Below are 22164 nucleotides of genomic sequence, written 5' to 3'. Positions count from 1 at the left end.
AAGGGGGCGCCCGGTCCACACCGGGCGCCCCCTTCGCCGTACGCGGCGCCGTCAGGCGATGTGCTCGTCCTCCAGCTCCGCGCCGTGGCGCTCCTGGAACCGCAGGACCATGCGCTTGGCCTCGGCGTCCAGGAGGGAGACGCCGTACGTCGCCTCGACGTCGAAGGCGAACTCCCGCGGGGTCGGGTAGCCGCTGCCGCTGTTGAGCGACTGCTTGAAGACCTGGTAGTAGTCGTCCTCGCCCGGGCCCTCGGGCTCCGGCGTGCCGCCGCCCTCACCCAGCTCACGGGTGCGGTGCGGGCCGACCGGTATGGGGAAGCTGCCGGTCTCCTCCGGAGCGGGCTCCTGCGCGGGCGGCTCCTCCTCGAACTGCTGCCGGTACTGGTCGGCCTGCCGCTGCTCCGCCTCCCACTGGGCGTACTGGTCCGGGTCGTACGTCGGGTCGTAGTCACCGTGGTACTCGACCGACTGCGGGTCCCGGGCGTGCAGCCACGGGTTCTGGTCCACCGTCGGCCCGTCCGCCCGCTCCGGCTCCGCGTCCGGCGCGCCGACCAGCTCGGCCCGCTGCTCGGCCGGGGGCGCCGCCTGCGGGGTCGGCTCCTGGGGCCGCGGGGCGGGTGGGAGCAGGGCGGGCTCGATACCCGCAGCCGCCAGCCCGGAGGGGGCGGTCTGCGCCAGCGGGACGCCGTAGCGGGCCAGCCGCAGCGGCATCAGGGACTCCACGGGCGCCTTGCGGCGCCAGGCGCGGCCGAACCGCGAACGCAGCCGGGCCTGGTAGACCAGCCGCTCCTGCTCCAGCTTGATCACCTGCTCGTAGGAGCGCAGCTCCCACAGCTTCATACGCCGCCACAGCAGGAACGTCGGCACCGGCGAGAGCAGCCAGCGGGTGAGCCGGACGCCCTCCATGTGCTTGTCGGCGGTGATGTCGGCGATCCGCCCGATCGCGTGCCGGGCGGCCTCCACCGACACCACGAACAGGACCGGGATCACGCCGTGCATGCCCACGCCCAGCGGGTCGGGCCAGGCCGCCGCGCCGTTGAACGCGATCGTCGCCGCCGTCAGCAGCCACGCCGTCTGCCGCAGCAGCGGGAAGGGGATGCGGATCCAGGTCAGCAGCAGGTCCAGGGCGAGCAGCACGCAGATGCCCGCGTCGATGCCGATCGGGAAGACGTAGCTGAAGTTCCCGAAGCCCTTCTTCAGGGCCAGCTCGCGCACCGCCGCGTACGAACCCGCGAAGCCGATGCCCGCGATGATGACGGCACCGAAGACGACCATGCCGATGAGGACCCGGTGCGTCCGTGTCAGCTGAAGTGGGCCGGCCACCCGTACTCCCCTCCCATTGCGTGTTGTTGCGCGCAACAGAGTGGCACATGTGTGCGGGGGACGGGTGGCCGGTGGGTCGAAGAGACCGTCAGCTGTCCTTGGCGGGCGCCTTCGAGGACGACTGCGTGGAATCCTCCGACGGCTTTTCGGAGGACGACCCGGAGGACGACCCGGAGGGCGACGGCGTACCGCTCGGCTTGCCGCCGGCGGCCGCGCCGTTGGCCTTCGTCACCGCGGCCACCGCCTCCTTGGCGGCCTTCTGCGCGTCCTTCACCAGGTCGTCGGCGTCCGGGGTCTTGTCGCCCGCCAGGCCCGCGCCGTTGAAGTCGACCGTGACGACGACGTTCTCCACGCGTGCCACGACCGTCTGCTGCTTGAAGGTGCCTTCCTTCTTCTTCAGGTCGTAGCGCACCACCGCGGCCTCGTCGCCCGTGCCGCTCACCGGCGTGGTCTTGACGCTCTTCGCGCCCTCCGCGGTCTGCGCGTCCGTCAGCTGCTTCTGGTAGTAGTCACGCGCCAGCTTGTCGCCCGCGCCGCGCGTCACGTCCGACTCGAAGCGCAGCATCGACACGCTCAGCCAGCGGAACTGGGACCCCTTCACCCCGTTGTCGTCGAGGCTGTCCCAGGAGCAACTGGCCCGCATCGCCGTGTCGTTGGACGCGCCCTCCTTGCCGGAGTCGCCCTTCGGCACCAGGTCGTCCAGCGTCTTCTTCGTCACCACCGAGCACGGCTCCGGAAGCTTCCGGAACGCCGCCGCCTGCACCGTCGGGGACGGGCTCGCGGACTTCGACGCGGCGGACTCCTGCGCGGCCTTGTCCTTGCCGTCGTCGGAGCCGGAGTCCGAGGAGCAGCCGGCTGCCACCAGCATCACGGGTACGGCGGCCGCGCCGACAAGGACGCGGGTGAGTCGCTTCGCTCGCTTCGCTTGCGGGTCTCGCTGGTCACGCTGGGCTCGTAGCTGCATGGTTCCTTCACTCATGGCACTCGTGGTTCCTGCGTTCGGAACGGGTCCGAGGGGCCACGGTACGCGGTGAAGAAATCGTGCGGTCCCGGTTCCGGTGCTCCCCGCGCGGGCGCGGGGAGGACCGGGACGGGTTCAGCCGCCCAGGGAATCCGCCAGCTGGGACGCCAGTTTCCGCGCCTTGTCCTGCATTTCCTCGCTGTCCGGCACGACGCCGAGCGTCGCCGACTGCTCCGCGTACTCGATGGTCACCATGACGTTCGACGTGCGGAACGCCACAGTCACCGTGCGCCGCTTCGCCGTCGAGCCGGAACTGCTGAGCGCGTCGTCCAGGAACGCCTCGTCGCCCAGATCGTCCAGGAGCCGGGGCTGGACGTCGGTGGGCGTCGCGTCGGGGGACGCGCTCGACGAGGAAGAGGAAGAGGACGAGGAAGAGGAGGCCGAGGACGACGACGAGGGCGTACCGCCCGCCCCGGTGGCCGGCTCCCCGGAGTCCCCGGCGGACCCCGACGGGCTGCCGGACGGGGAGTCGTCGGCCGACCCGGACTCCGAGACGACCGGTTCGGGCAGGTCGGCGGCCTCCACCTGTTGGGCGAACAACTGCTCGGCCTCGCTGTCGTCGCTCACGGAGCCGTCGTAGGACACCACCCGCTCGAAGTCGACGAAGAGGTGGTCGGTGGCCTCGGCCGACTCCACCTTCCACCGGCAGCCGACCTTGCGGTCGGTGTCGTAGGCGAGCGTCGGCTCGCCCGCGTACGCCTTCTCCCGCTGCTGCTCGTCGGCGATCTCCTCGATGCCGGGCAGCAGCGAGTCGAGCGCCTTGCGGCCGACCGCGCCGCACGGCTCCGGGAGGGTGCGGTACTTGCCGGGCTCGGCGGCCTCGGTCGCGACACCGGGTTCGCCCGGGTTCGAGTTGTCCGCGGTGGCGCCGCCGTCCGAGCCGCCGGTGCAGCCGGCCAGCAACGCCGCCAGGAGGGCGGCGACGCCGGGTACGTAGGCCTTCCGCTGCACGGTGCGGCTCCTCTCGACGGTGTGGCTGTGGTCGGTACTCCAGTGTCCCCGCTGGTTATTCGCTTGCCGCGCGGGGGCGTCCGCTGGAGACAATGTGTATCGCACGCGCCGCCGTGAACGCCGGTCAGCCGTCCCTTTGGCTGCCCTTGGCGCCGGTTTTGCGCTTTGAGACTTCTGTTTGTTTTCCGGGGGAATGAGGACGATATGTCGTACGTGGAGATGCCGGGCGCGAAGGTGCCGATCCGGATGTGGACCGACCCGGCGACGGTCGAGGAGGGCGCGCTCCAGCAGCTGCGCAACGTCGCCACCCTGCCGTGGATCAAGGGCCTGGCGGTCATGCCGGACGTGCACTACGGCAAGGGCGCCACGGTCGGCTCCGTGATCGCCATGCAGGGCGCGGTGTGCCCGGCGGCGGTGGGGGTCGACATCGGCTGCGGAATGTCGGCGGTGAAGACGTCCCTGACGGCGAACGACCTGCCGGGCGACCTGTCCCGGCTCCGCTCGAAGATCGAACAGGCGATCCCGGTCGGACGCGGCATGCACGACAGCCCGCTCGACCCGGGCCGCTTCCACGGCCTGGCGACGGCCGGGTGGGACGACTTCTGGGGGCGGTTCGACGGGGTGGCCGAGGCGGTCAAGTTCCGTCACGAGCGGGCCGGGAAGCAGATGGGGACGCTCGGGTCCGGAAACCACTTCGTCGAGGTCTGCACGGACACCACCGGTTCCGTCTGGCTGATGCTGCACTCCGGTTCCCGCAACATCGGCAAGGAGCTGGCCGAGCACCACATCGGCGTCGCCCAGAAGCTTCCGCACAACCAGGGCCTGATCGACCGCGACCTCGCGGTGTTCGTCGCGGACACCCCGCAGATGGCGGCGTACCGCAACGACCTGTTCTGGGCGCAGGAGTACGCGAAGTACAACCGCACGCTCATGATGGCGCTCCTGAAGGACGTCGTCCGCAAGGAGTTCAAGAAGGCCAGGCCGGTCTTCGAGCCGGAGATCAGCGCGCACCACAACTACGTCGCCGAGGAGCGGTACGACGGGATGGACCTGCTGGTGACCCGCAAGGGCGCGATCCGCGCGGGCTCCGGTGACTACGGGATCATTCCCGGCTCCATGGGGACGGGGTCGTACATCGTGAAGGGCCTCGGGAACGCCGAGTCCTTCAACTCCGCCTCCCACGGAGCCGGCCGGCGGATGAGCCGGAACGCCGCCAAGCGGCGCTTCTCCACCAAGGACCTGGAGGAGCAGACGCGGGGCGTGGAGTGCCGCAAGGACTCGGGCGTCGTGGACGAGATCCCGGCTGCCTACAAGCCGATCGACCAGGTCATCGACCAGCAGCGCGACCTGGTGGAGGTCGTGGCGAAGCTGAAGCAGGTCGTCTGCGTGAAGGGCTGACCGAGGACGCCTGAGGCCGGGCTAGGGCTTGCGTCCGACGGCCCCGTAGGAGTCGACGTGCGGGGCCGGGGCGCCGGGTTCCGGGCGCCACTGGGTGCACGAGGCGACGCCGGGGGCGACGAGGTCGAGGCCGTCGAAGAAGGAGGCGATGCCCTCGGGGGTGCGCAGGCGGTACTGGACCGGGGTGCGGTCGTTGTGCTCCTGCTGGGCGGAGCGGAGCTCCTCGTTGGTGTCGGTGCCGTCGCAGATCAGCAGGTGGCTGCCGGACGGGAGCGGGGCGAGCAGGCGGCGGACCAGGTCGCGGGCCTCGTCGTCGTCCATCACGTGGCCGAGGATGCCGCTGAGAATGACTGCGACCGGCTGCTCGAAGTCGAGGGTCCGGCGGGCGGCCTCCAGGATGGCCTCGGGTTCGTGCAGGTCCGCGTGGAGGTAGTCGGTGGCACCCTCGGGGGCGCCGACCAGGAGGGCCCGGGCGTGGGCCAGGACCAGCGGATCGTTGTCGACGTAGACGATGCGGCACTCCGGCGCCACCCGCTGGGCCAGCTCGTGGGTGTTGTTCTCGGTGGGCAGGCCGGTACCGACGTCCACGAACTGCCGTATCCCCGCCTGAGCCGCGAGGTAGGTGACACCACGGCCCAGGAACGCCCGGAAGGCGCGGGCGTTCTCGGCGATCTGGGGGAAGGCCGCCTGGAACTGCTCGGCGGCCTCCTGATCGGCCAGGTAGTTGTCCTTGCCGCCCAGCCAGTAGTTCCACATCCGCGCCGAGTGCGGTACGGCGGTGTTGATCTCCGGTGTGGGCGGGACCGGCCCCGAGGAGGGCATCACCATGTCGCTTGACTCCTGTCCCACGAGAAATTCGCTGAGTTCGATCGAACCCGCATGATACGCACGGGAATTGACCCTCGTATCACTTCACTCCCGCGGGTCACCCGCCTCCGTCAGCCCTCCCGGTGCACCTTCGTGTTCGAGGCCTGGGCGCGGGGGCGGACGACCAGGAGGTCGATGTTGACGTGGGCGGGGCGGGTGACCGCCCAGGTGATGGTGTCGGCGACGTCGTCGGCGGTCAGCGGGGCCGGGACCCCGGCGTAGACCTTGGCCGCCTTCGCCTCGTCGCCGCCGAAGCGGGTCAGGGCGAACTCGTCGGTCTTGACCATGCCGGGCGCGATCTCGACGACGCGGACCGGGCGGCCCACGATCTCCAGGCGGAGGGTCTCGGCGAGGACGTGCTCGGCGTGCTTGGCGGCGACGTAGCCCGCGCCGCCCTCGTAGGTGGCGAAGCCCGCGGTGGAGGAGACGACGACCACCGTGCCGTCGCCGCTCGCCTCCAGCTTGGGGAGCAGCGCCTGGGTGAGGTGGAGGGTGCCGATGACGTTCGTCTCGTACATGCGGCGCCAGTCGTCCGGGTCGCCGGTGGCCACCGGGTCGGCGCCCAGCGCGCCGCCCGCGTTGTTGACGAGGACGCCGACCGTCCGGAACGCGGTCGCGAACTCGTCGACCGCCTCGCGGTCCGTGACGTCCAGGGGGTACGCCGTCGCCTTGTGGCCGGCCGCCTCGATCTCCTCCGCGAGCGCCTCGATGCGGTCCTTGCGGCGCGCGGTGAGGACCACCCGGTAACCGGCCGCGGCGAGCTGCCGGGCCGTGGCGGCGCCGATGCCGCTGCTCGCACCGGTGACGACGGCGATTCGGGAGGCGGCGGACGGGGCGGCTGCGGTGGTCATGGGCTGCTCCTGGTGCGTACGGAGGGCGGTGCGGACGGTCGCCGCCCAGGGTAGTCAGCGTGCGGGCCGGCCCTCGGGGTCAGCCGCCGTTGCGCGGGGCCCACATGATCACGGCCATCCCGGCCAGGCAGACCAGCGCCCCCGCGACGTCCCAGCGGTCCGGGCGGTAGCCGTCGGCGACCACGCCCCACAGGATCGAGCCGGCCACGAAGATCCCGCCGTACCCGGCGAGGACGCGGCCGAAGTGGGCGCCGGGCTGGAAGGTGGCGACGAAGCCGTAGGCGCCGAGGGCCAGGACCCCGCCCGCCGCCCACAGCCAGCCGCGCTGCTCGCGCACCCCCTGCCACACCAGCCAGGCGCCGCCGATCTCGAACAGGGCGGCGACGACGAAGAGGGCGGCGGAGCGCAGCACGAGCATGCGGGCAGCTTCGCACGCACGGCCTCCGTGCCGGGCGGCGGACCTGCGGAATAACGGCCTGCGGTGCTCCGTTCCACGGGTATAGTTGAACCGTCAACAACCTGGAGGTTGAGCGATCATGCAGTTCGGCATCTTCACCGTCGGCGACGTCACGCCCGACCCGACCACGGGCCGTACGCCGACCGAGCGTGAGCGCATCAAGGCCATGGTCGCCATCGCGCTCAAGGCCGAGGAGGTCGGGCTCGACGTCTTCGCCACCGGTGAGCACCACAACCCGCCCTTCGTGCCCTCGTCGCCGACGACCATGCTCGGCTACGTCGCGGCCCGCACCGAGCGGCTGGTGCTGTCCACCTCCACCACGCTGATCACCACGAATGACCCGGTGAAGATCGCCGAGGACTTCGCGATGCTCCAGCACCTGGCCGACGGCCGGGTGGACCTGATGATGGGGCGCGGCAACACCGGCCCGGTCTACCCCTGGTTCGGCAAGGACATCCGCGAGGGCATCAACCTCGCCGTCGAGAACTACAACCTGCTGCACCGGCTGTGGCGCGAGGACGTGGTGAACTGGGAGGGCAAGTTCCGCACCCCGCTGCAGGGCTTCACCTCCACCCCGCGGCCGCTGGACGGCGTCGCGCCCTTCGTCTGGCACGGCTCCATCCGCTCCCCGGAGATCGCCGAGCAGGCCGCGTACTACGGCGACGGCTTCTTCCACAACAACATCTTCTGGCCCGCCGACCACACCAAGCGCATGGTCGAGCTGTACCGGGCCCGGTACGCCCACTACGGGCACGGCACGCCCGAGCAGGCGATCGTCGGCCTCGGCGGCCAGGTGTTCATGCGGAAGAACAGCCAGGACGCGGTCCGCGAGTTCCGCCCCTACTTCGACAACGCGCCGGTCTACGGCCACGGGCCGTCGCTGGAGGACTTCACCGCGCAGACGCCGCTGACCGTCGGCTCGCCGCAGCAGGTGATCGAGAAGACCCTCGCCTTCCGCGACTACGCCGGTGACTACCAGCGCCAGCTGTTCCTGATGGACCACGCCGGGCTGCCCCTGAAGACCGTGCTGGAGCAGCTCGACCTGCTCGGCGAGGAGGTCGTGCCGGTACTGCGCGAGGAGTTCGCCAAGAACCGCCCGGCGGACGTGCCGGACGCGCCGACCCACGCGTCCCTGCTGGCCGCCCGGAAGGACGCGCCGGCCGAGGAAGGAGTACACGCATGAAGCTCGTCGTCGTCTCCGCGGGGCTGAGCGTGCCGTCGTCCACCCGGCTGCTCGCCGACCGGCTGGCCGCGGCCGCCGCCCCGGCCGCCACCGCGCCCGAGCCCGCCCCGGCCGAGGTGCGGGTGATCGAGCTGCGCGACCTCGCCGTGGAGATCGCGCACACCTTCACCAACGGCTTCCCGGCCCCGGCGCTCGCGGACGCGTTCGCCGAGGTCGCGGCGGCCGACGGGCTGATCGTCGTCACGCCGGTGTTCTCGGCGTCGTACAGCGGGCTGTTCAAGTCGTTCTTCGACGCGCTCGGTGTCACCGACGCGGACGCCCTCGCCGGGAAGCCGGTGCTGATCGCCGCGACCGGCGGCACCGCCCGCCACTCCCTGGTGCTGGACCACGCCCTGCGGCCGCTGTTCGCCTACCTGAAGGCGGTCGTCGTGCCCACCGGGGTGTACGCCGCCTCCGAGGACTGGGGCGCGGACGGGCTCGACGCCCGCATCGAGCGGGCCGCGACCGAGCTGGCGGCGCTGATGTCGGGGCCGGCGGGTTCGCCGACGCGTCGCCCGCTGCCGAAGCGGGACTCCTTCGAGGAGGTCACCCCCTTCGCGGAGCGGCTCGCCGCCCTCGGCGTCCCGGGCCCGAGCCCGGCGCCGTAGGGCGGCCGCCCACGGCCCCGCTTCACCGGATCGGGCGACGCTGATCGGGATCCCTCCGGGCCTCGGGGGCCGGGCGACGGGCGGACGCTCGTCGGGATCCCCCGCATCGCCAAGGGGGCCGACTAGCTGTTCGCCGAGGCCGCGGCGCGCTGCCGCTCGAACGCGCCGACCGGCTGGTGGCCATGTGGAACGGCGAACCGCCCGGCGGCCGGGGCGGCGGCACCGCGGACGTGGTGCTCGCGGCCGGGGAGGCGGGGGCCCCGCCGACGTCCTCTGGCCGGCCGGGGCGCCCGCCGGACGGTTTCCCGCTGACCTGGACCGCCGACCGGGGCCGCCGACCCGTCGCCGGGCGGGCCGATCAGCGCCGGAGCCCGCACCGGAAGCGGGTCGGAAGCGGTGGGTCACTGGTGTCGGAAGCGGGATCGCTGATGCCGTGGGGGCATGTCGACGTCACCGGCGGCCGTACGCCCCACCGCTGTCGCCGGCGTCGGCACCGGTGTCCTGGCCCCCGGTGCCGGCGCCGACGTCGGCGCTGGTGCCCGGGCCCGTGCGGGCGCCCGGGAGCCGCGCCGTGCGCAGGAAGGTGCCGAGCACCGACAGGTCGGTCCGCTCCAGGTCGGCCGGGCGGATCACGACCCGCAGCTCCGGGGCGGTCGCCGGATCGCGGCGGCAGTGGGCGGCGAAACTCTCCACGATCATGAGCAGCAGCCGGGTGCGGTCCAGCTCCACGATCCGGGCGAGACCCGAGCCGATCAGGGGGATCGCGACCGGCCGGTACATGCCGTAGCGGGCGACGGCCGGCCACAGGACGTCCAGGCTGGCCCGCAGGTCGGCCGGTCCGGAGCGGGCCACGAGGTCGTTGCCGAGCCGGGAGTAGGCCACCGCGAAGACCCGGCGGCCGTCCACCGTCAGCGGGACGGTCGTACCGAGGGGATAGCGGACCCGGCGGCCGCGCGGCTTGTCCTGGACCCGCTCGGTGCGCACCGGACGGAACGCCCGCAGCCCGGCCTGGATCCGGTCGTCCAGCAGCTTGCGCTCGCCGCCGAACAGCCGGTCCACCAGCTGGCCCTGCACGCTCTCCCGGCTGATCACCAGATCCTGCTCGGTGGCGGTGTCGAAGGTGTCGGTGAACCCGACGACCAGATTGGCGTCGTCCTGGTCGAACAGGTCGCCGCGCACCACCACGAGGTCACCGGCGCCGGGGAACGGCTGCCGCAGCAGCTCCCGCCCGTGCCGCTCGCGCAGCCGGGCCCGCAGGGTGCCGAGCAGTTCGGCGACGTCCTGGTCGTCCGGCCGCTCCCGGGCCATCCGTTCGGCGACCGGCAGCGCGAGGTCGTGGCGGCCCAGGTCCATCCGGCTGCGGATCAGCTGGCGGCGGGCCGTCTCGTGCAGCGCGGTGAGCCGGCGGACCAGCGGCCGGGCGAAGTCCTCGTCACCCGCCTCGGCCAGCGGGCGGCCGCGCACCAGCGCGAGCGCCGCGGCCAGCCGGTCGGCGGCCGACACGGGGGCCGCGAGCAGCGCCGAGTCGACCAGCTCGGTGAACTCGGCGCAGTCCAGCTCGTCGGGCGCCAGCACCAGCCGGTACGCCGTCTCGGGCGCCGGGCCGGTCAGCAGCTGCTCGGTGCGCAGCACCCGGGCGCCGTCACCGCGCTGGGCCGGGTCGAGCGCCCGGCGCAGTTCGAGGACGCGTTTTTGCACCTCGTTGCGGTGGCGCTGGGCCGCGTGCGGCTGCTCGCCGTCGAGTGCCCACACGTCCCGGTGCAGCCGGCGCACCGGGACGGGCTCGCCGTCGGCCGCCACCAGGCGGACCAGCAGCCGTGTCGTCAGCGGGGTCAGCCGGGCCGGTACGCCGTCGACTTCGAGCCTGGCCGGACCCAGGACGCTCACACGGATGCGCGCCATACAAGTGGTCTCCACTCGCTTCGCCCTCCCCCGGCCGGTGGCCGGTGGGCAGGTTTCGGCAGCGTATCAATTGTCCGTTTGGGGGAGTTGTGGTTTCGGTCGGTTCGCGCGGGGCCGGTCCGGTCGTCCGCCCGCCGCGGGGGAGCGGGCGGCTGAGCCGCGGGGGCCGTCGCGGCGCGTTCGGCGGCGCGCGGACCCGGCGGCTGTTCGTGGGCAGCGTGATGGCGGCCTTCGGCGGGGTGTCGGCGGTGCTGCAGTTCGTGGGGCAGGTGTGGCCCGCGGCCGTTCCCGGCCCGGCGCCGGTGACCGCGGGGTCGGTGCTGCTGTGCCTGGCCTGGGCGGTGGTGCGCAGCAGGCCCACGGTGGCCGTGTGCCAGGAGTTCACCCGGCCGCGGATGTCGGTGACGGTCGGCCCCGGCGACCTCTTCGACGAGTCCGCGCACCTCGTCGTCGGATTCTCGGACACCTTCGACACGGACGTCCGCGACGGCACGGTGATCAGCGGCGGCAGCGTGCAGGGGCAGCTGCTGGAGCGCCGGTACGACGGTGACGTGCGGCGGCTGGACGACGAGCTGGACGCCGCCCTCGGCGCGGTGCTGCCGGTGGCACGGGAGACGCGCGCCGACAAGCCGTACGGCAAGCTCGACCGCTATCCGGTCGGCACGGTGGCGGTGCTCGGCAGCCGGCCGCGGCTGGTCTTCGGGGTCGCGCACAGCAGGCTGGGCAACGACTGCGTGGCCCGCTCCAGCACCGAGGAGCTGTGGCTGAGCCTCGGCCGGGTGTGGGACGCCGTCTACCGGCACGGCCAACTGGACCGGGTCGCCGTGCCGTTGATCGGCTCGGGCCTGTCCCGGCTGCACGGGCTCGACGAGGAGAGCCTGCTGCGCCTGATACTGCTGTCCTTCATCACCCACTCCCGGGAGCGGGTGATCTGCCGCGAACTGCGGGTCGTGCTGCGCCCGGCCGAGCTGGAGCGGGTCGACCTGCGGGAGGTGGCGGCCTTCCTCGGGGTGCTGGCGGCGGCCGACTCCGCCGCCGCGGGCTGACCCCCCCCGCCCCGGGACGGCGCCGGCCCCCGGGACACGTACCGCGGTGACGGGACGTGCCCCGGGGGCCGGTTGCGCCGGTCCCCCGAGCGGCGCCGGATCCGCCGGACGCGTACGGCCGGCGGTGGCACGGGACGCCTACGGACGGCGGTGGTAGGCGGACAGGTGGCGGAAGGGGTAGGTCTGGCGCCAGTCGGAGCCGGTGTCGTTGACGGTGCAGCCCGCCAGCTTCAGCCGTTCCACGACCTTGCCGAGCGCCGTGTCGGAGCCGTCGAAGCGGATGACGTTGCGGCCCGCGATGTCGGCGATCGGCCGCAGACCGCCGACCTCGACGATCAGCGTGCGCTCCGGGTAGGCCATCAGCACCATGCCCAGCTCGATCAGGACGTTGGGGCGCGGCTGGCACACCGGCCGGGTCTCGTAGTCGGGTTCGTTGCGGCCGCGCAGCTCGGGGTGGAGGGTGACGACGTCGTCCGGGGTGAGCAGGACCAGCGCCGCCTGGGCCTGCGCGGGGGCGGCGGCGACCACGTCGCCGAGGAAGGGGGAGGCCTGGCCGGTCGCCCGGACCAGGTCCTCCCACTCCTTGGGCCGCAGGTCGAGCCGGCGCAGCAGCTCGTACATCTCGCGCCGCACCTGGTCGTCGCGGCCGTGCACGACGAAGACGCTCCGGGCCCGCTCGGCGTCCCCGGGTCCCGCCGCCGGGCGCCGCCACCCGTCGGCGTACGGCTGCGCGGGCGGGGCGGCCGGTGCGGGCGGCGCGGCGTGGACCGGGGAGTTGTCGCCGAAGGTCTGGGTGGTGTCGGTGTTGCCGGCGCTCTGGTTGCCCCCGAAGTTGTTGGTGCTGCCCTGGCCGAAGCTGTTGCCGTGGAACTGCTGCCCGCTCATCCTTGCCGTGCCTCCCTGGTGACGCCGGAGTTGTTGCCGAAGGTCTGGGTGGTGTTGGTGTTGCCGACGCTCTGGTTGCCGCCGAAGTTGTTGGTGCTGTTGGCGCCGAAGTTCTGCTGGAGGATGTTGGTCTGGTTCGCCTCGTGCTCACGGGTGTCGACGTCGTGGTCGCGCAGGAAGTCGCCGACGATCTGCAGCAGGTGCCGCTCGATGATCTGGATGTACTTGATCGTGTCCGACTCCTGGAAGAAGTGGTGGAAGTCGTGGTTGGGCGCCAGCTCGCGGACGCTGGTGAGGGCGCCGCAGTCCACCGCGGTCAGGGCGTAGCGGCCGAGCCGGAACTCGCTGGTGTCGGCGGGCTGGCCCACCAGCTTGCGGACGGTGTCGGTGCCGAAGCGGCTGGGCAGCCGCTCGCGCAGCGGGTTGGCGATCAGCCGCAGGAGTTCGCCGGGGGCGCTGCGGGTGACGTCCCAGGCGATGCGCCACATGAGCTTGCCGTCGATCGTGGCGGGCAGCCGGTCGGCGAGGTGGAAGCTCTCCGGCAGCGGACCGAGCACGTAGGTGTAGAACTCGGTGTGCAGGGTGCTGCCCTTGATGTCGAACCCGATGAACACCGAGGTGACCAGCTCCTGCTGCCAGGCGCCGATGCGGACGCACAGGTACTCGCGGCGGGCGTCGTAGTCCTCCCGCCAGTGTCCGGCGGTGTGGTCGGGGTGGTCGGGGTCGGGCGTGTCCAGGAGCACGGCGACGGGGTCGCTGCCCTCGGCGGTGCGCACCGCCTTGGTGAACCGGCGCCGGTCGACGGAGAGCAGTTCGACGCGGTCGCTCGGCGCGGGCTTGTCGCGCAGTTCCGCGAGCATCTCCTCGCAGACCCGGGTGGTGATGTCCTCGACCGTGAAGGGGATGATCGGCTTGCGTTCCGTGCGCCCGGCCCCGCCCGCCCCGTCCGCGTCGTCCGGCGGCCCGTGCTGGGCGGGGACGTGCCCGTTGAGCAGGCCCTGGCCGAACGCGCCGGCCCGGGACTTGGGGACGCCGAGCAGCAGTTCCGCGTTGGCCCACCGCTTGATCGAGTGGCCGGCGCCGACGAACGGCTTGTAGCCGCCGTAGTACACGGTGTCCGAGGCCTGCTCCCGGTTGATCTTGCCGACCAGCTCCGGGGTGAGGCGCGAGGTGACCGGGTGGGAGCCGTCGAATCCGGCGCTGCCCTCTTCCGGGGGCGCCAGGTGCTCGGCGAGGGTCTGCAGGATGGCCAGCCGGCGCAGGAACATCGTGGCCCAGGCCAGCCAGAAGACGAACAGTGCGGCCGTCCAGCCGCCGAGCACGTCCGTGGCCAGGAGCAGCGCGACGACGGCCCCGCCCGTCCCGAGGGCGATCAGCTGGTTGCGGCGCAGGTTGTGGGCGGCGAGGGCGTGCGCCAGGACGGGCGCGGCGTCGTAGCCGTAGGAGGGGGCCACCACCCGGTAGCGGTGGGTCAGCAGCTCCCGGATGACGCCCTTGCGGTAGACGGGGTCGAGATAGGTGCCCGCGCACATCAGGCGGGTGGCGTTGCTCGTCGCGTCCGGGGGCGGCGGGGCGGAATGGGTGGTCATGGCTGCTCTCAGTTCCCTTCCCGCATGTCGGCCGAGGTGATGACGCCGCCGCTGACCGTGTAGGTGCCCTCGTACGTCGTCTGCGTGCCGTCGGTCTCCCAGGCCACGACCGTGACCGAGACGTCGTCGCCGGACGTGCCGGTCACGGTGACGTCGTCCCGCTGGGTCGTGGCGAAGCCGGCGACGAAGCTGTCGTAGTCCTGGTCGAGGTTCTTGCCGCCCAGCTCCCACGCGGCCGCGAAGTCGCGGTTGTTGATGGCGTCGAAGTAGGCCGTCACGGTCGCCTCCGGGCCAGTCTCGTCGGTCGTGGCGTCGTCGGTGGCCCCGTCGGTGGCCGTGTCGTCGGTGGTGGCGTCGTCCGTGGCGGTGTCGTCCGTGGTGCCGTCGCCGTACGGGTCGTCGCCGTAGGTGCCGCCGTCGTAGGTGTCGTCCTCGTACGGGTCGTCGCCGTACGTGCCGTCGGGGCTGGTGCCGTCGTCCGACGTGCCGTCGTCGGTCGTGCCGGACCCCCAGTCCGGCAGCGCGCCGCTGCCGTAGAGCCCGTCGGTGGCGGGTGCCCCGTCGTCCGGGCCGTTCGTGGCGAGCACGACGGCCAGCACGACTATGAGCACGAACGGGATCGCGATCACGGTCATGGCCTGGTTGCGCAGGGGGCCGGGCGTGAGTGCGAGCCCCGGTGCGGGGTAGGAACCCCGGGCGCCGGACGGGACGCGGGTACTGCTCATCTGTCACCTCATTGCCGCCGGTATCCGGCCGGGCGGATACGGCACGCGCCCCGAGTGGGCCGATGTGCCATGTGCATCGACCGATCCGACCAGTGGCGGCGCTTCCGGAACCAGATTTCTCGAGTTCCGATGCGCTTCCGATCGGCTTCCGGTATGGCGCGCCCCGCCGGTCGCCCCGGGGGGTCCGCACCGGCATCCAAGCCCCGGTGAACGCTTCCGGAAACCGGCAATGCGGATGGGTGGCACCGTCACGCATCATGGGCGCACGGGGAGCACTGCGGAGGGGGCCGGACGATGCCGACGATGCCGACGCACAGTCCGTTCGTCCGCCCCCTCCAACGGTTCAGCCCCCGCCCCGACGAACCCGGCCGCGCCCCGGGCGCCGCCGGTGCCGCGGCGTGACACCGCCGCGCCGTCCGGAAGCCGTATCGCGCCCAGCTGCCGGGGCCCGGCAGCGGCGCATGGGCTGCCCGAAGACCCGGCCCCCGCTCACAGCTCCGCCTCGTCCGTCAGGTCGAAGGCCTCCGTCGGGTCCGCCGCGTCCCGCTCCGGCCCGCCGTCCAGCCGCTGCTCGGACCAGATGGTCTTGTCGTGGCGGCTGTGCCGGACGCCCCAGTGCGTGCTGAGCCGCATCACGATGAACAGGCCGCGGCCGCCCTCGTCGTTCTCCCGGGCCCGGCGCAGGTGCGGGCTGGCGCTGTTGGCGTCCGTGACCTCGGTGAGCAGCCGGCCCCGGTCCCGGATGAGCCGCAGCCGCACCGGGCCCTTGCCGTAGCGGATGGCGTTGGTGACCAGTTCGCTGACGACGAGTCCGGTGGTGTACGCCGCCTCGTCGAGGTGCCAGGCGGCGAGCTGCCGGTCGACGAGCCGCCGTGCAGTGCCCACCACGGAGGCGTCGGCGGGCAGCGTCCAGTCCGCGACGTGCTCCGGCGGCAGGGCACGGGTGCGCGCGAGCAGGAGTACGGCGTCGTCGTGGCGGGAGGGCGCCATGTGGTACACGGCGGTGTCGCACAGCTCCTGCAGCGGCCGCGTGGTGGAGGCCAGGATGTGTTCGAGGCGGCGCCGGGCGGCGTCGCCCTGGTCGCCGTCGCCCCCGGTGAGGCCGTTGGTGTGGAGGGCCAGCAGGGTGCCGGGCGCCAGTTCGAGCACGGCCGGGGTGAAGACGTGTCCGCCGCCGGTCCCGAGCGGCGGCCCCTGCGGAACCTCCACGGTGCGGGGGACTCCGTCGGGGTCGATGACGACGGGGGCGGGGTGTCCCGCGCGGACGATGGTGCAGTGCCGGGAGACGGGGTTGTAGACGGCGACCGCGCAGGTCGCCACCGGCGGGTTCGGACCCGGCCCGGAGGCGTCCGCGAGCTGGGCGGCGGCCTCGTCCAGGTGGGTCAGCAGCTCGTCCGTCTCCAGGTCCCGCAGGGTCAGGGTGCGCAGCACCAGCCGGAGCTGGCCCATCGTGGCCGCCGCCTCGATGCCGTGGCCGGTGACGTCCCCGACGACCAGGGCGACGCGCGTACCGGAGAGGGGCACGACGTCGAACCAGTCGCCCCCCGCGCTCTCGGGCAGGTACACGTGCGCGGTCTCCACCGCCGAGAGCCGGGGGATCGCGCCCGGCTGCAGCCTGCGCTGGAGGGCGGCCGCCACGGTGTGCTCGCGCCGGTAGCTGTGCGCGTTGTCCAGGTGCACGGACGCGGTGAACGCCGCCTGCCGGGCCACGTCCAGGTCGGCCTCCTCGAAGGGGTCGCTCCGGTGCCGGTACAGGGTCAGCAGCCCGAGCACGGTGTCCCAGGCCAGCAGCGGGGCGACGATCATGGAGTGCACGCCGGTCCGGACCAGCGGCTCGAAGCCCTCCGGGTCGGTGGACAGCCACGGATCGTCGGAGGAGACGCGGACCAGCCGGGCCCGCATGTCGTTGAGGACCTGGGTGTACGGGGTGGGGAAGGGCAGCGGACGGCTGTCACCCTCCTTGCGGCTCACCTCGGCGGACGGCGGCGCGAAGGACACCCGGCGCAACGGGACCTGTGTCGGCGGGGGGCCGGGCCGGCGCTCGGCCGCGACGGCACCGTCGTCCAGCAGGTCGACGGTGGCCGCGTCGGCGAAGGCGGGCACCAGCGCCCGTACCAGCTCGTCGCCGGTGGTCCGTACGTCCAGCGTGGAGCCGACGGTCGCGTGCACCTCGCTGAGTACGGCGAGCCGGTCCGCCGCGGCCTGCCGCTCGGTCACGTCCTCGACCACGCCCACCAGGCCGGATCTGCCGTCGTCGAGGTCGTGCAGCGGGAACAGGGACACCTCGACCGCCAGTGCCTGGTGCGGCTCGGACGGCGACTTGCCCCGGACCAGGCGGCCCCGCAGCGCCTCGCCGGTCGCCAGGACCTCGTCGATCAGGCCCTGGAGTTCGCTCGCGTCGAACCCGGGGACGAAGTCGGCGATGCCCTGTCCGAGGACGTCCTCCTCCGAGAGGCCCCGCACGCCCCGGCCGGCCGGGTTGTAGCGGGTGACCTTCTGCTCGGAGTCGAAGACGAACAGCCCCTGGGGGGAGTTGGCGAACAGCGCGTTGAGCACCGCGGCGTCGCCGATGGGATCGCCTGCCACCGCACGCTCCCTTCGCGGCCTTGCCCCCCTTGCCTTCCTCACCTTCTCGCATCGGCACCGACCGGCAACTCGGCCGACGGGTGTGCTTGAGTCGGGGCGGCCGTGAGAACACGGGAAACACGGGGAGAGGGGAGGAGTCTGCCGTGCACGTGCTGATCCTCGGCGGGACCACGGAGGCCCGCCGCCTGGCCGAACTGCTGGCGGCCGGGCACTCGGCCGGGCTCCGGGTGACGAACTCCCTGGCCGGGCGGGTCTCCGCGCCCGGAACCCTGCCGGGCGAGACCCGCGTCGGCGGCTTCGGCGGCGCCGGGGGACTCGCCGCCTGGCTGCGCGAGCACGCGGTGGACCTCCTCGTCGACGCCACGCACCCGTTCGCCGCCGCCATCACCCGCAACGCGGCCGACGCCGCCGCCACCGCCGGCGTCCCCCTCCTCGTGCTGCGCCGCCCCGGCTGGCGGCGGGCCGAGGGGGACGTCTGGCACGACGCCGGTTCCCTGGCGGAAGCCGCCGCGCTGCTGCCCGACCTCGCCGCCCGCCGGGTCTTCCTGACCACCGGCCGCATGGGCCTGGCCGCCTTCGCCCCGCTGACCGACCCGTGGTTCCTCGTACGGTCGGTCGACGCGCCCGAGGGCCCCTGCCCGCCCCGCACGGAGGTGCTCACGGACCGCGGCCCCTTCACCCTCGCCGGCGAGCGCGAGTTGCTGCGCCGGCACCGGATCGACGTGCTGGTCACCAAGGACAGCGGGGGAGCGGCCACCGCACCGAAACTGACGGCCGCCCGCGAGGCGGGGCTGCCGGTGATCGTGGTGCGCCGACCGCCGGTGCCGGAGGGAGTGCCGGTGGTGGCCGATCCGGAACGGGCGGCACGGTGGGTGAGCGAGGCTCACCCGGGGCTCCCGGAGATCCGTTAGCTCACGTACGCCCCGCGGTCCCGCGGCTCACTCCTCCTCGCGGGCGATCGCGTTGATCGCGGCGGCGGCGAGCGCACTGCCCCCGCGGCGGCCCCGTACGACGAGGTGCTCCACCCCCGAGGGGTGGGCCGCCAGCGCGTCCTTGGACTCGGCGGCACCGACGAAGCCGACGGGTACGCCGATGACCGCGGCCGGGCGCGGCGCCCCCGCGTCGATCATCTCCAGCAGCCGGAAGAGCGCGGTGGGCGCGTTGCCGACGGCGACCACGGCACCCTCCAGCCGGTCGCGCCACAGCTCCAGCGCGGCGGCGCTGCGCGTGGTGCCGAGCCGGGCCGCCAGCCCGGGGACGGCGGGGTCGGACAGGGTGCACACGACGTCGTTGTCCGCGGGCAGCCGCGCCCGCGTCACACCGCTGGCCACCATCCGCACGTCGCACAGCACGGGCGCACCGGCCAGCAGGGCCTCGCGGGCGCGGGAGACGACGCCGGGGGACCAGGACAGGTCGCGGGCCAGGTCGACCATGCCGCAGGCGTGGATCATCCGGACCGCGACCCGGCCCACGTCGGCGGGCAGCCCGGAGAGGTCGGCCTCCGCGCGGATGGTGGCGAAGGACTGGCGGTAGATGGCCGCGCCGTCCTTCTCGTACTCGTACGCGTGCTCATACGCGGGCTCGGCGTCGTACGCGTGCTCGGAGTCGTGCGGGGTCACGGTGTTCTTCTCGCTGCTCTCGGTCGGCGGACGGCCACGGCGGCGAGCTTACCCACGGAGGTCCGGCGGCGGTTTGTGGTGCGTCGCACGGTGAACCCGGCAGGCATCGAGACGTACGTGCGAGCGGAAGGGAGCGGCCCCCATGACCACCACCGTGAACGACCTACTCCGTACCTACCCGGCCGACCTGGGCGGCGTGGACCGGGACGCCATGGCCCGGTGCATCGAGGAGTGCCTCAGGTGTGCCCAGGCGTGCACCGCCTGCGCCGACGCGTGTCTGTCGGAGAGCGCGGTCGCCGACCTGACCAAGTGCATCCGCACCGACATGGACTGCGCCGACGTCTGCAACGCCACCGCCTCGGTCCTGTCCCGGCACACCGGCTACGACGCCAACGTGACCCGGGCCGTGCTCCAGGCCTGCGTGACCGTCTGCCGGGCGTGCGGCGACGAGTGCGCCCGGCACGCCGGGATGCACGAGCACTGCCGGGTCTGCGCCGAGGCGTGCCGGAGCTGCGAGCAGGCGTGCGACGAACTGCTCGCCGGCCTCGGCTGAGACCGGCGAGCAGCCTGCCGCGGGCGGTCAGTGGTAGGCGTGGACCACGGCGTGGCCCTTGCCGCGGCCGATCATCCACTTGTTGACCGGCGTGGTGATCACGAACGCCACCGCGAAGCCGCCGAGCAGGGCGTACCAGAACAGCCCGTCGGACAGGTGCGCGTCCATCGCGCCCGGCACGAGGGCGACGATCCCGTTGTCGACCAGCTCCATCACGGCGATGGAGACGGTGTCGGCGGCCAGCGCCACCTTGACCGCGGCCCTGAGGGACACCCCGGCGCGCACCACCGCGAAGAGGGTGAAGGAGTAGCCGAAGACGAAGGCCAGGGCGATGGCCAGCACCATGGTCGGCGCGTTGCCCCAGCCCAGTGCGGTGCCGACGACCATGCCGAGGATCTCGCCGATGGCGCACCCGGTCAGGCAGTGCAGCGTCGCCCGCATGGCCGTCGCCCAGGTCGTGCCGTGCTGGTGCATGCTGTGGTCCATGCCCCGAATGTATACCCCCTAGGGGTATCTAGTCCAGTAGTTGGCACCCCCGTGGTCGGCGCCTTCGGGGCCAGTCATCGCCGCCCGCACCGGACGTCACCCCCCGCCCTCCCCGGTCATCACCAGGCCTCCGAGTCCCTCGCCCCGTCCACCGGTGCGCCCGCCCCGGCCGCCGGTGCGCCCCTCCCGCCCGGCGCGGCCGCCCGGCCCGCCGCCCGCACCCGCGCCGCGACCAGCGGGAACACGAGTACGGAGATCATCGCGGCGCCCACCAGCGAGGCCGCCAGGTCCGTGCCGATCAGCTTCTGGTCGACGCCGATGGTCGTGATGGCGACGACCAGCGGCAGGCACGTCGAGGCGAACAGGGCCAGCGCCACCCGGTCCCGGCGGCCGAGGTCCCTGGGCGCGAGCAGATACACCGGGCCGCCGTGCACCAGCAGGAACAGCAGCAGGAACCCCGGCACCAGCAGCAGTGCGCCCGGGTCGTGCAGCAGCGCGTCCAGGTCGAACTCGATGCCGGTGACGACGTAGAAGAGGGGCACGAGGAAGCCGAAGCCCATGGCCTCCACCTTGCCGAGCACCTCCCCGCTGCTCGCGGGCGCGGCCCGGTGCAGGACGAGCCGGGTCAGGACACCGGCGGCGAACGCGCCCAGCAGCACGTCGAGGCCGAAGACCTCCGCGAGGCCCAGCATGCAGGCGAGCAGCAGCATCACGAACCGGACCGCGAACTGGCCGCTGCTGTGCAGGGTCAGCTCGGTCAGCCGGGCGAACCAGGGCGGCCTCGGGCGCAGCGCCCAGAACACGGCGGCGGCCGTGATCGCCCCGAACGCGGCCAGCAGCGCCGCCGACTCGGCCGGCCGGCGTCCGCTGAGCAGCAGCGCCACGGCGATCACCGGCCCGAACTCGCCGACCGCGCCGAACGCCGAGATCACCGTCCCGAACCGGCTGCGCAGTTCACCGCTGTCGCGCAGCATCGGCAGTACGGTGCCCAGCGTGGTGCTGGTCAGGGCGGTGCCGACGACGAACGCCTCGAAGACGTCGCCGCCGCTGACGAGCAGCGCCAGCGCGATCCCGGCGACGAGGGCGAGCGGCCAGGACCACAGGGAGCGGCGCAGGGTGTCACCGCGGACGGCGGCGAAGTCGATCTCGTAGCCGGCCAGGAAGATCAGCATGGACAGGCCGAGGTCGGCGAGCGTGTCGACGACGCCCTCGGTACGGGCCCAGCCGAGCACGTCCGGACCGATGAGGATCCCGAGGGCGATCTCGAAGATGACCAGCGGGATCCGGACCCGCCGCCCCGTGGCGTGGACGAGGAGCGGCGCCAGGACCGCGGCCGCCATGATCAGGACGAGGGTCCCCGGGTGACTCACGCGTCGCCCCCCGGCCGCCGGACCACGGCCCGACGCCCCCCTCGGTGCCCCGACTTCCGTGCCATCGACGCTCCCTCGCGAACGGCGTCCCGTGACCGCCGGCCCCCGCACCCGGCCCCTGCCGCCACTCTCGCCCGCGCGGCGGACCGGGACTACCGGGCGTACGCCGGACGGAGGAGCGGGGCGGTGCCGTGGGCGCGGGCTCCGTCGCCGGGGGCAAGGGTCAGCGGCGTCCTGCGTGCCCCTGCGGCCGGGTCTTCGAGGGCACCCCGGCGTCGATCTCGGCGAGGAGGGCCTCGACCAGGGCCCGGATCTCGTCGCGGACGGGCCGGACGGCCTCGACGCCCAGGCCCGCCGGGTCGGCCAGGGGCCAGTCGAGGTAGCGCTTGCCGGGGAAGACCGGGCAGGTGTCGCCGCAGCCCATGGTGACGCAGACGTCCGACTCGCGGACCGCGTCGGCGGTGAGCACCTTCGGGATCTCGGCGGAGATGTCGATGCCGACCTCGGCCATCGCCGCGACGGCGGCCGGGTTGACCTCGGCACCCGGGTCGGAGCCGGCGGAGCGGACCTCGACGCGGTCGCCGGCCAGGTGGGTGAGCCAGGCGGCGGCCATCTGGGAGCGGCCGGCGTTGTGCACGCAGACGAACAGGACGGACGGCTTCTCGCCGGAGGACTCGGGCATCGGGCGTTCTCGTCTCGCGGTCG

General features: G+C 73.2%; 21 protein-coding genes. 6 read left to right on the top strand and 15 right to left on the bottom strand.

From position 1 onward, the window contains the following. Positions 1–51: 51 nt before the first annotated feature. The 3 genes from K7854_RS24410 to K7854_RS24400 all read right to left on the bottom strand — a co-directional run bounded on the left by K7854_RS24410 (position 52) and on the right by K7854_RS24400 (position 3295). Positions 52–1323, bottom strand: a complete 1272-nt coding sequence (locus K7854_RS24410; protein ID WP_226028704.1) for a DUF2637 domain-containing protein — start codon at positions 1321–1323, stop codon at positions 52–54. An 88-nt stretch (positions 1324–1411) separates the two neighbouring features. Further along, positions 1412–2287, bottom strand: a complete 876-nt coding sequence (locus K7854_RS24405; protein WP_226028703.1) for a DUF3558 family protein — start codon at positions 2285–2287, stop codon at positions 1412–1414. Between the two features lie 132 nt (positions 2288–2419). After that, the gene (locus K7854_RS24400; RefSeq protein ID WP_226028702.1) at positions 2420–3295 is read right to left on the bottom strand and encodes a DUF3558 domain-containing protein; all 876 of its coding nucleotides are present in this window, start codon (positions 3293–3295) and stop codon (positions 2420–2422) included. A 204-nt stretch (positions 3296–3499) separates the two neighbouring features. Here K7854_RS24400 and K7854_RS24395 point away from each other — a divergent pair, with 204 nt between their 5' ends. After that, the gene (locus K7854_RS24395; RefSeq protein WP_226028701.1) at positions 3500–4693 is read left to right on the top strand and encodes an RtcB family protein; all 1194 of its coding nucleotides are present in this window, start codon (positions 3500–3502) and stop codon (positions 4691–4693) included. A 21-nt stretch (positions 4694–4714) separates the two neighbouring features. On the opposite strand, the gene K7854_RS24390 is transcribed toward K7854_RS24395, so the two are convergent. The 3 genes from K7854_RS24390 to K7854_RS24380 form a co-directional block, all read right to left on the bottom strand. Further along, positions 4715–5521, bottom strand: a complete 807-nt coding sequence (locus tag K7854_RS24390; RefSeq protein WP_226028700.1) for an SAM-dependent methyltransferase — start codon at positions 5519–5521, stop codon at positions 4715–4717. A 110-nt stretch (positions 5522–5631) separates the two neighbouring features. Beyond that, complete coding sequence (locus tag K7854_RS24385; protein ID WP_226028699.1) at positions 5632–6411, bottom strand: SDR family NAD(P)-dependent oxidoreductase; 780 nt, start codon at positions 6409–6411, stop codon at positions 5632–5634. Positions 6412–6490: 79 nt separating this feature from the next. Continuing rightward, positions 6491–6829, bottom strand: a complete 339-nt coding sequence (locus tag K7854_RS24380; protein WP_226028698.1) for a YnfA family protein — start codon at positions 6827–6829, stop codon at positions 6491–6493. Between the two features lie 118 nt (positions 6830–6947). On the opposite strand from K7854_RS24380, the gene K7854_RS24375 reads away from it, so the two are divergent. Further along, positions 6948–8051: an LLM class flavin-dependent oxidoreductase gene (locus K7854_RS24375; RefSeq protein WP_226028697.1), complete on the top strand. Its 1104-nt coding sequence runs from the start codon at positions 6948–6950 to the stop codon at positions 8049–8051. Beyond that, positions 8048–8698 (top strand): CE1759 family FMN reductase, encoded by a 651-nt coding sequence (locus K7854_RS24370; RefSeq protein WP_226028696.1) that lies wholly within the window; start codon positions 8048–8050, stop codon positions 8696–8698. The genes K7854_RS24375 and K7854_RS24370 overlap by 4 nt, the downstream gene beginning before the upstream one ends. 450 nt (positions 8699–9148) lie before the next feature. Here K7854_RS24370 and K7854_RS24365 read toward each other — a convergent pair whose 3' ends face one another. Beyond that, the gene (locus tag K7854_RS24365; protein WP_226028695.1) at positions 9149–10600 is read right to left on the bottom strand and encodes an AfsR/SARP family transcriptional regulator; all 1452 of its coding nucleotides are present in this window, start codon (positions 10598–10600) and stop codon (positions 9149–9151) included. A 209-nt stretch (positions 10601–10809) separates the two neighbouring features. Between K7854_RS24365 and K7854_RS24360 the strand changes: the two genes are divergently transcribed. Next, positions 10810–11646 carry a macro domain-containing protein gene (locus tag K7854_RS24360; protein WP_226028694.1) on the top strand — a complete coding sequence of 279 codons (837 nt, stop codon included), beginning with the start codon at positions 10810–10812 and terminating at the stop codon, positions 11644–11646. Between the two features lie 138 nt (positions 11647–11784). Here K7854_RS24360 and K7854_RS24355 read toward each other — a convergent pair whose 3' ends face one another. From K7854_RS24355 to K7854_RS24340, 4 genes are all read right to left on the bottom strand, one after another. Further along, on the bottom strand, positions 11785–12531 hold the full coding sequence (locus K7854_RS24355; protein ID WP_226028693.1) for a TIR domain-containing protein: 747 nt from the start codon (positions 12529–12531) through the stop codon (positions 11785–11787). After that, positions 12528–14120 carry an AbeC-like domain-containing protein gene (locus K7854_RS24350; RefSeq protein WP_226028692.1) on the bottom strand — a complete coding sequence of 531 codons (1593 nt, stop codon included), beginning with the start codon at positions 14118–14120 and terminating at the stop codon, positions 12528–12530. Before K7854_RS24350 ends, K7854_RS24355 begins: the two co-directional genes overlap by 4 nt. 8 nt (positions 14121–14128) lie before the next feature. After that, a complete protein-coding gene (locus K7854_RS24345; RefSeq protein ID WP_226028691.1) occupies positions 14129–14845 on the bottom strand; it encodes a hypothetical protein in 717 nt (238 codons plus the stop codon). Positions 14846–15334: 489 nt separating this feature from the next. Beyond that, positions 15335–17431, bottom strand: coding sequence for an ATP-binding SpoIIE family protein phosphatase (locus K7854_RS24340; protein WP_226028690.1), 2097 nt, complete (start codon positions 17429–17431; stop codon positions 15335–15337). Positions 17432–17574: 143 nt separating this feature from the next. Between K7854_RS24340 and K7854_RS24335 the strand changes: the two genes are divergently transcribed. Further along, complete coding sequence (locus K7854_RS24335) at positions 17575–18342, top strand: cobalt-precorrin-6A reductase (RefSeq protein ID WP_226028689.1); 768 nt, start codon at positions 17575–17577, stop codon at positions 18340–18342. 27 nt (positions 18343–18369) lie between these two features. Here the strand turns inward: K7854_RS24335 and K7854_RS24330 are convergent, their stop codons facing one another. Next, positions 18370–19050: a precorrin-8X methylmutase gene (locus K7854_RS24330; RefSeq protein WP_226028688.1), complete on the bottom strand. Its 681-nt coding sequence runs from the start codon at positions 19048–19050 to the stop codon at positions 18370–18372. 142 nt (positions 19051–19192) lie between these two features. On the opposite strand from K7854_RS24330, the gene K7854_RS24325 reads away from it, so the two are divergent. Continuing rightward, positions 19193–19603 (top strand): four-helix bundle copper-binding protein, encoded by a 411-nt coding sequence (locus tag K7854_RS24325; RefSeq protein ID WP_226028687.1) that lies wholly within the window; start codon positions 19193–19195, stop codon positions 19601–19603. A 27-nt stretch (positions 19604–19630) separates the two neighbouring features. On the opposite strand, the gene K7854_RS24320 is transcribed toward K7854_RS24325, so the two are convergent. From K7854_RS24320 to K7854_RS24310, 3 genes are all read right to left on the bottom strand, one after another. Continuing rightward, positions 19631–20089: a DUF4396 domain-containing protein gene (locus tag K7854_RS24320; protein ID WP_226028686.1), complete on the bottom strand. Its 459-nt coding sequence runs from the start codon at positions 20087–20089 to the stop codon at positions 19631–19633. A 119-nt stretch (positions 20090–20208) separates the two neighbouring features. Then, the gene (locus K7854_RS24315; protein ID WP_226028685.1) at positions 20209–21459 is read right to left on the bottom strand and encodes a cation:proton antiporter; all 1251 of its coding nucleotides are present in this window, start codon (positions 21457–21459) and stop codon (positions 20209–20211) included. A gap of 223 nt (positions 21460–21682) precedes the next feature. Continuing rightward, the gene (locus K7854_RS24310; RefSeq protein WP_226028684.1) at positions 21683–22141 is read right to left on the bottom strand and encodes an arsenate reductase ArsC; all 459 of its coding nucleotides are present in this window, start codon (positions 22139–22141) and stop codon (positions 21683–21685) included. Between the last annotated feature and the right edge of the window lie 23 nt (positions 22142–22164).

The sequence above is a fragment of the Streptomyces hyderabadensis genome (assembly GCF_020404845.1).
Lineage (GTDB): Bacteria > Actinomycetota > Actinomycetes > Streptomycetales > Streptomycetaceae > Streptomyces > Streptomyces hyderabadensis.
The sequence above is the reverse complement of the archived record's forward strand: the minus strand, read 5'-3'. Positions and strand labels throughout refer to the sequence as shown.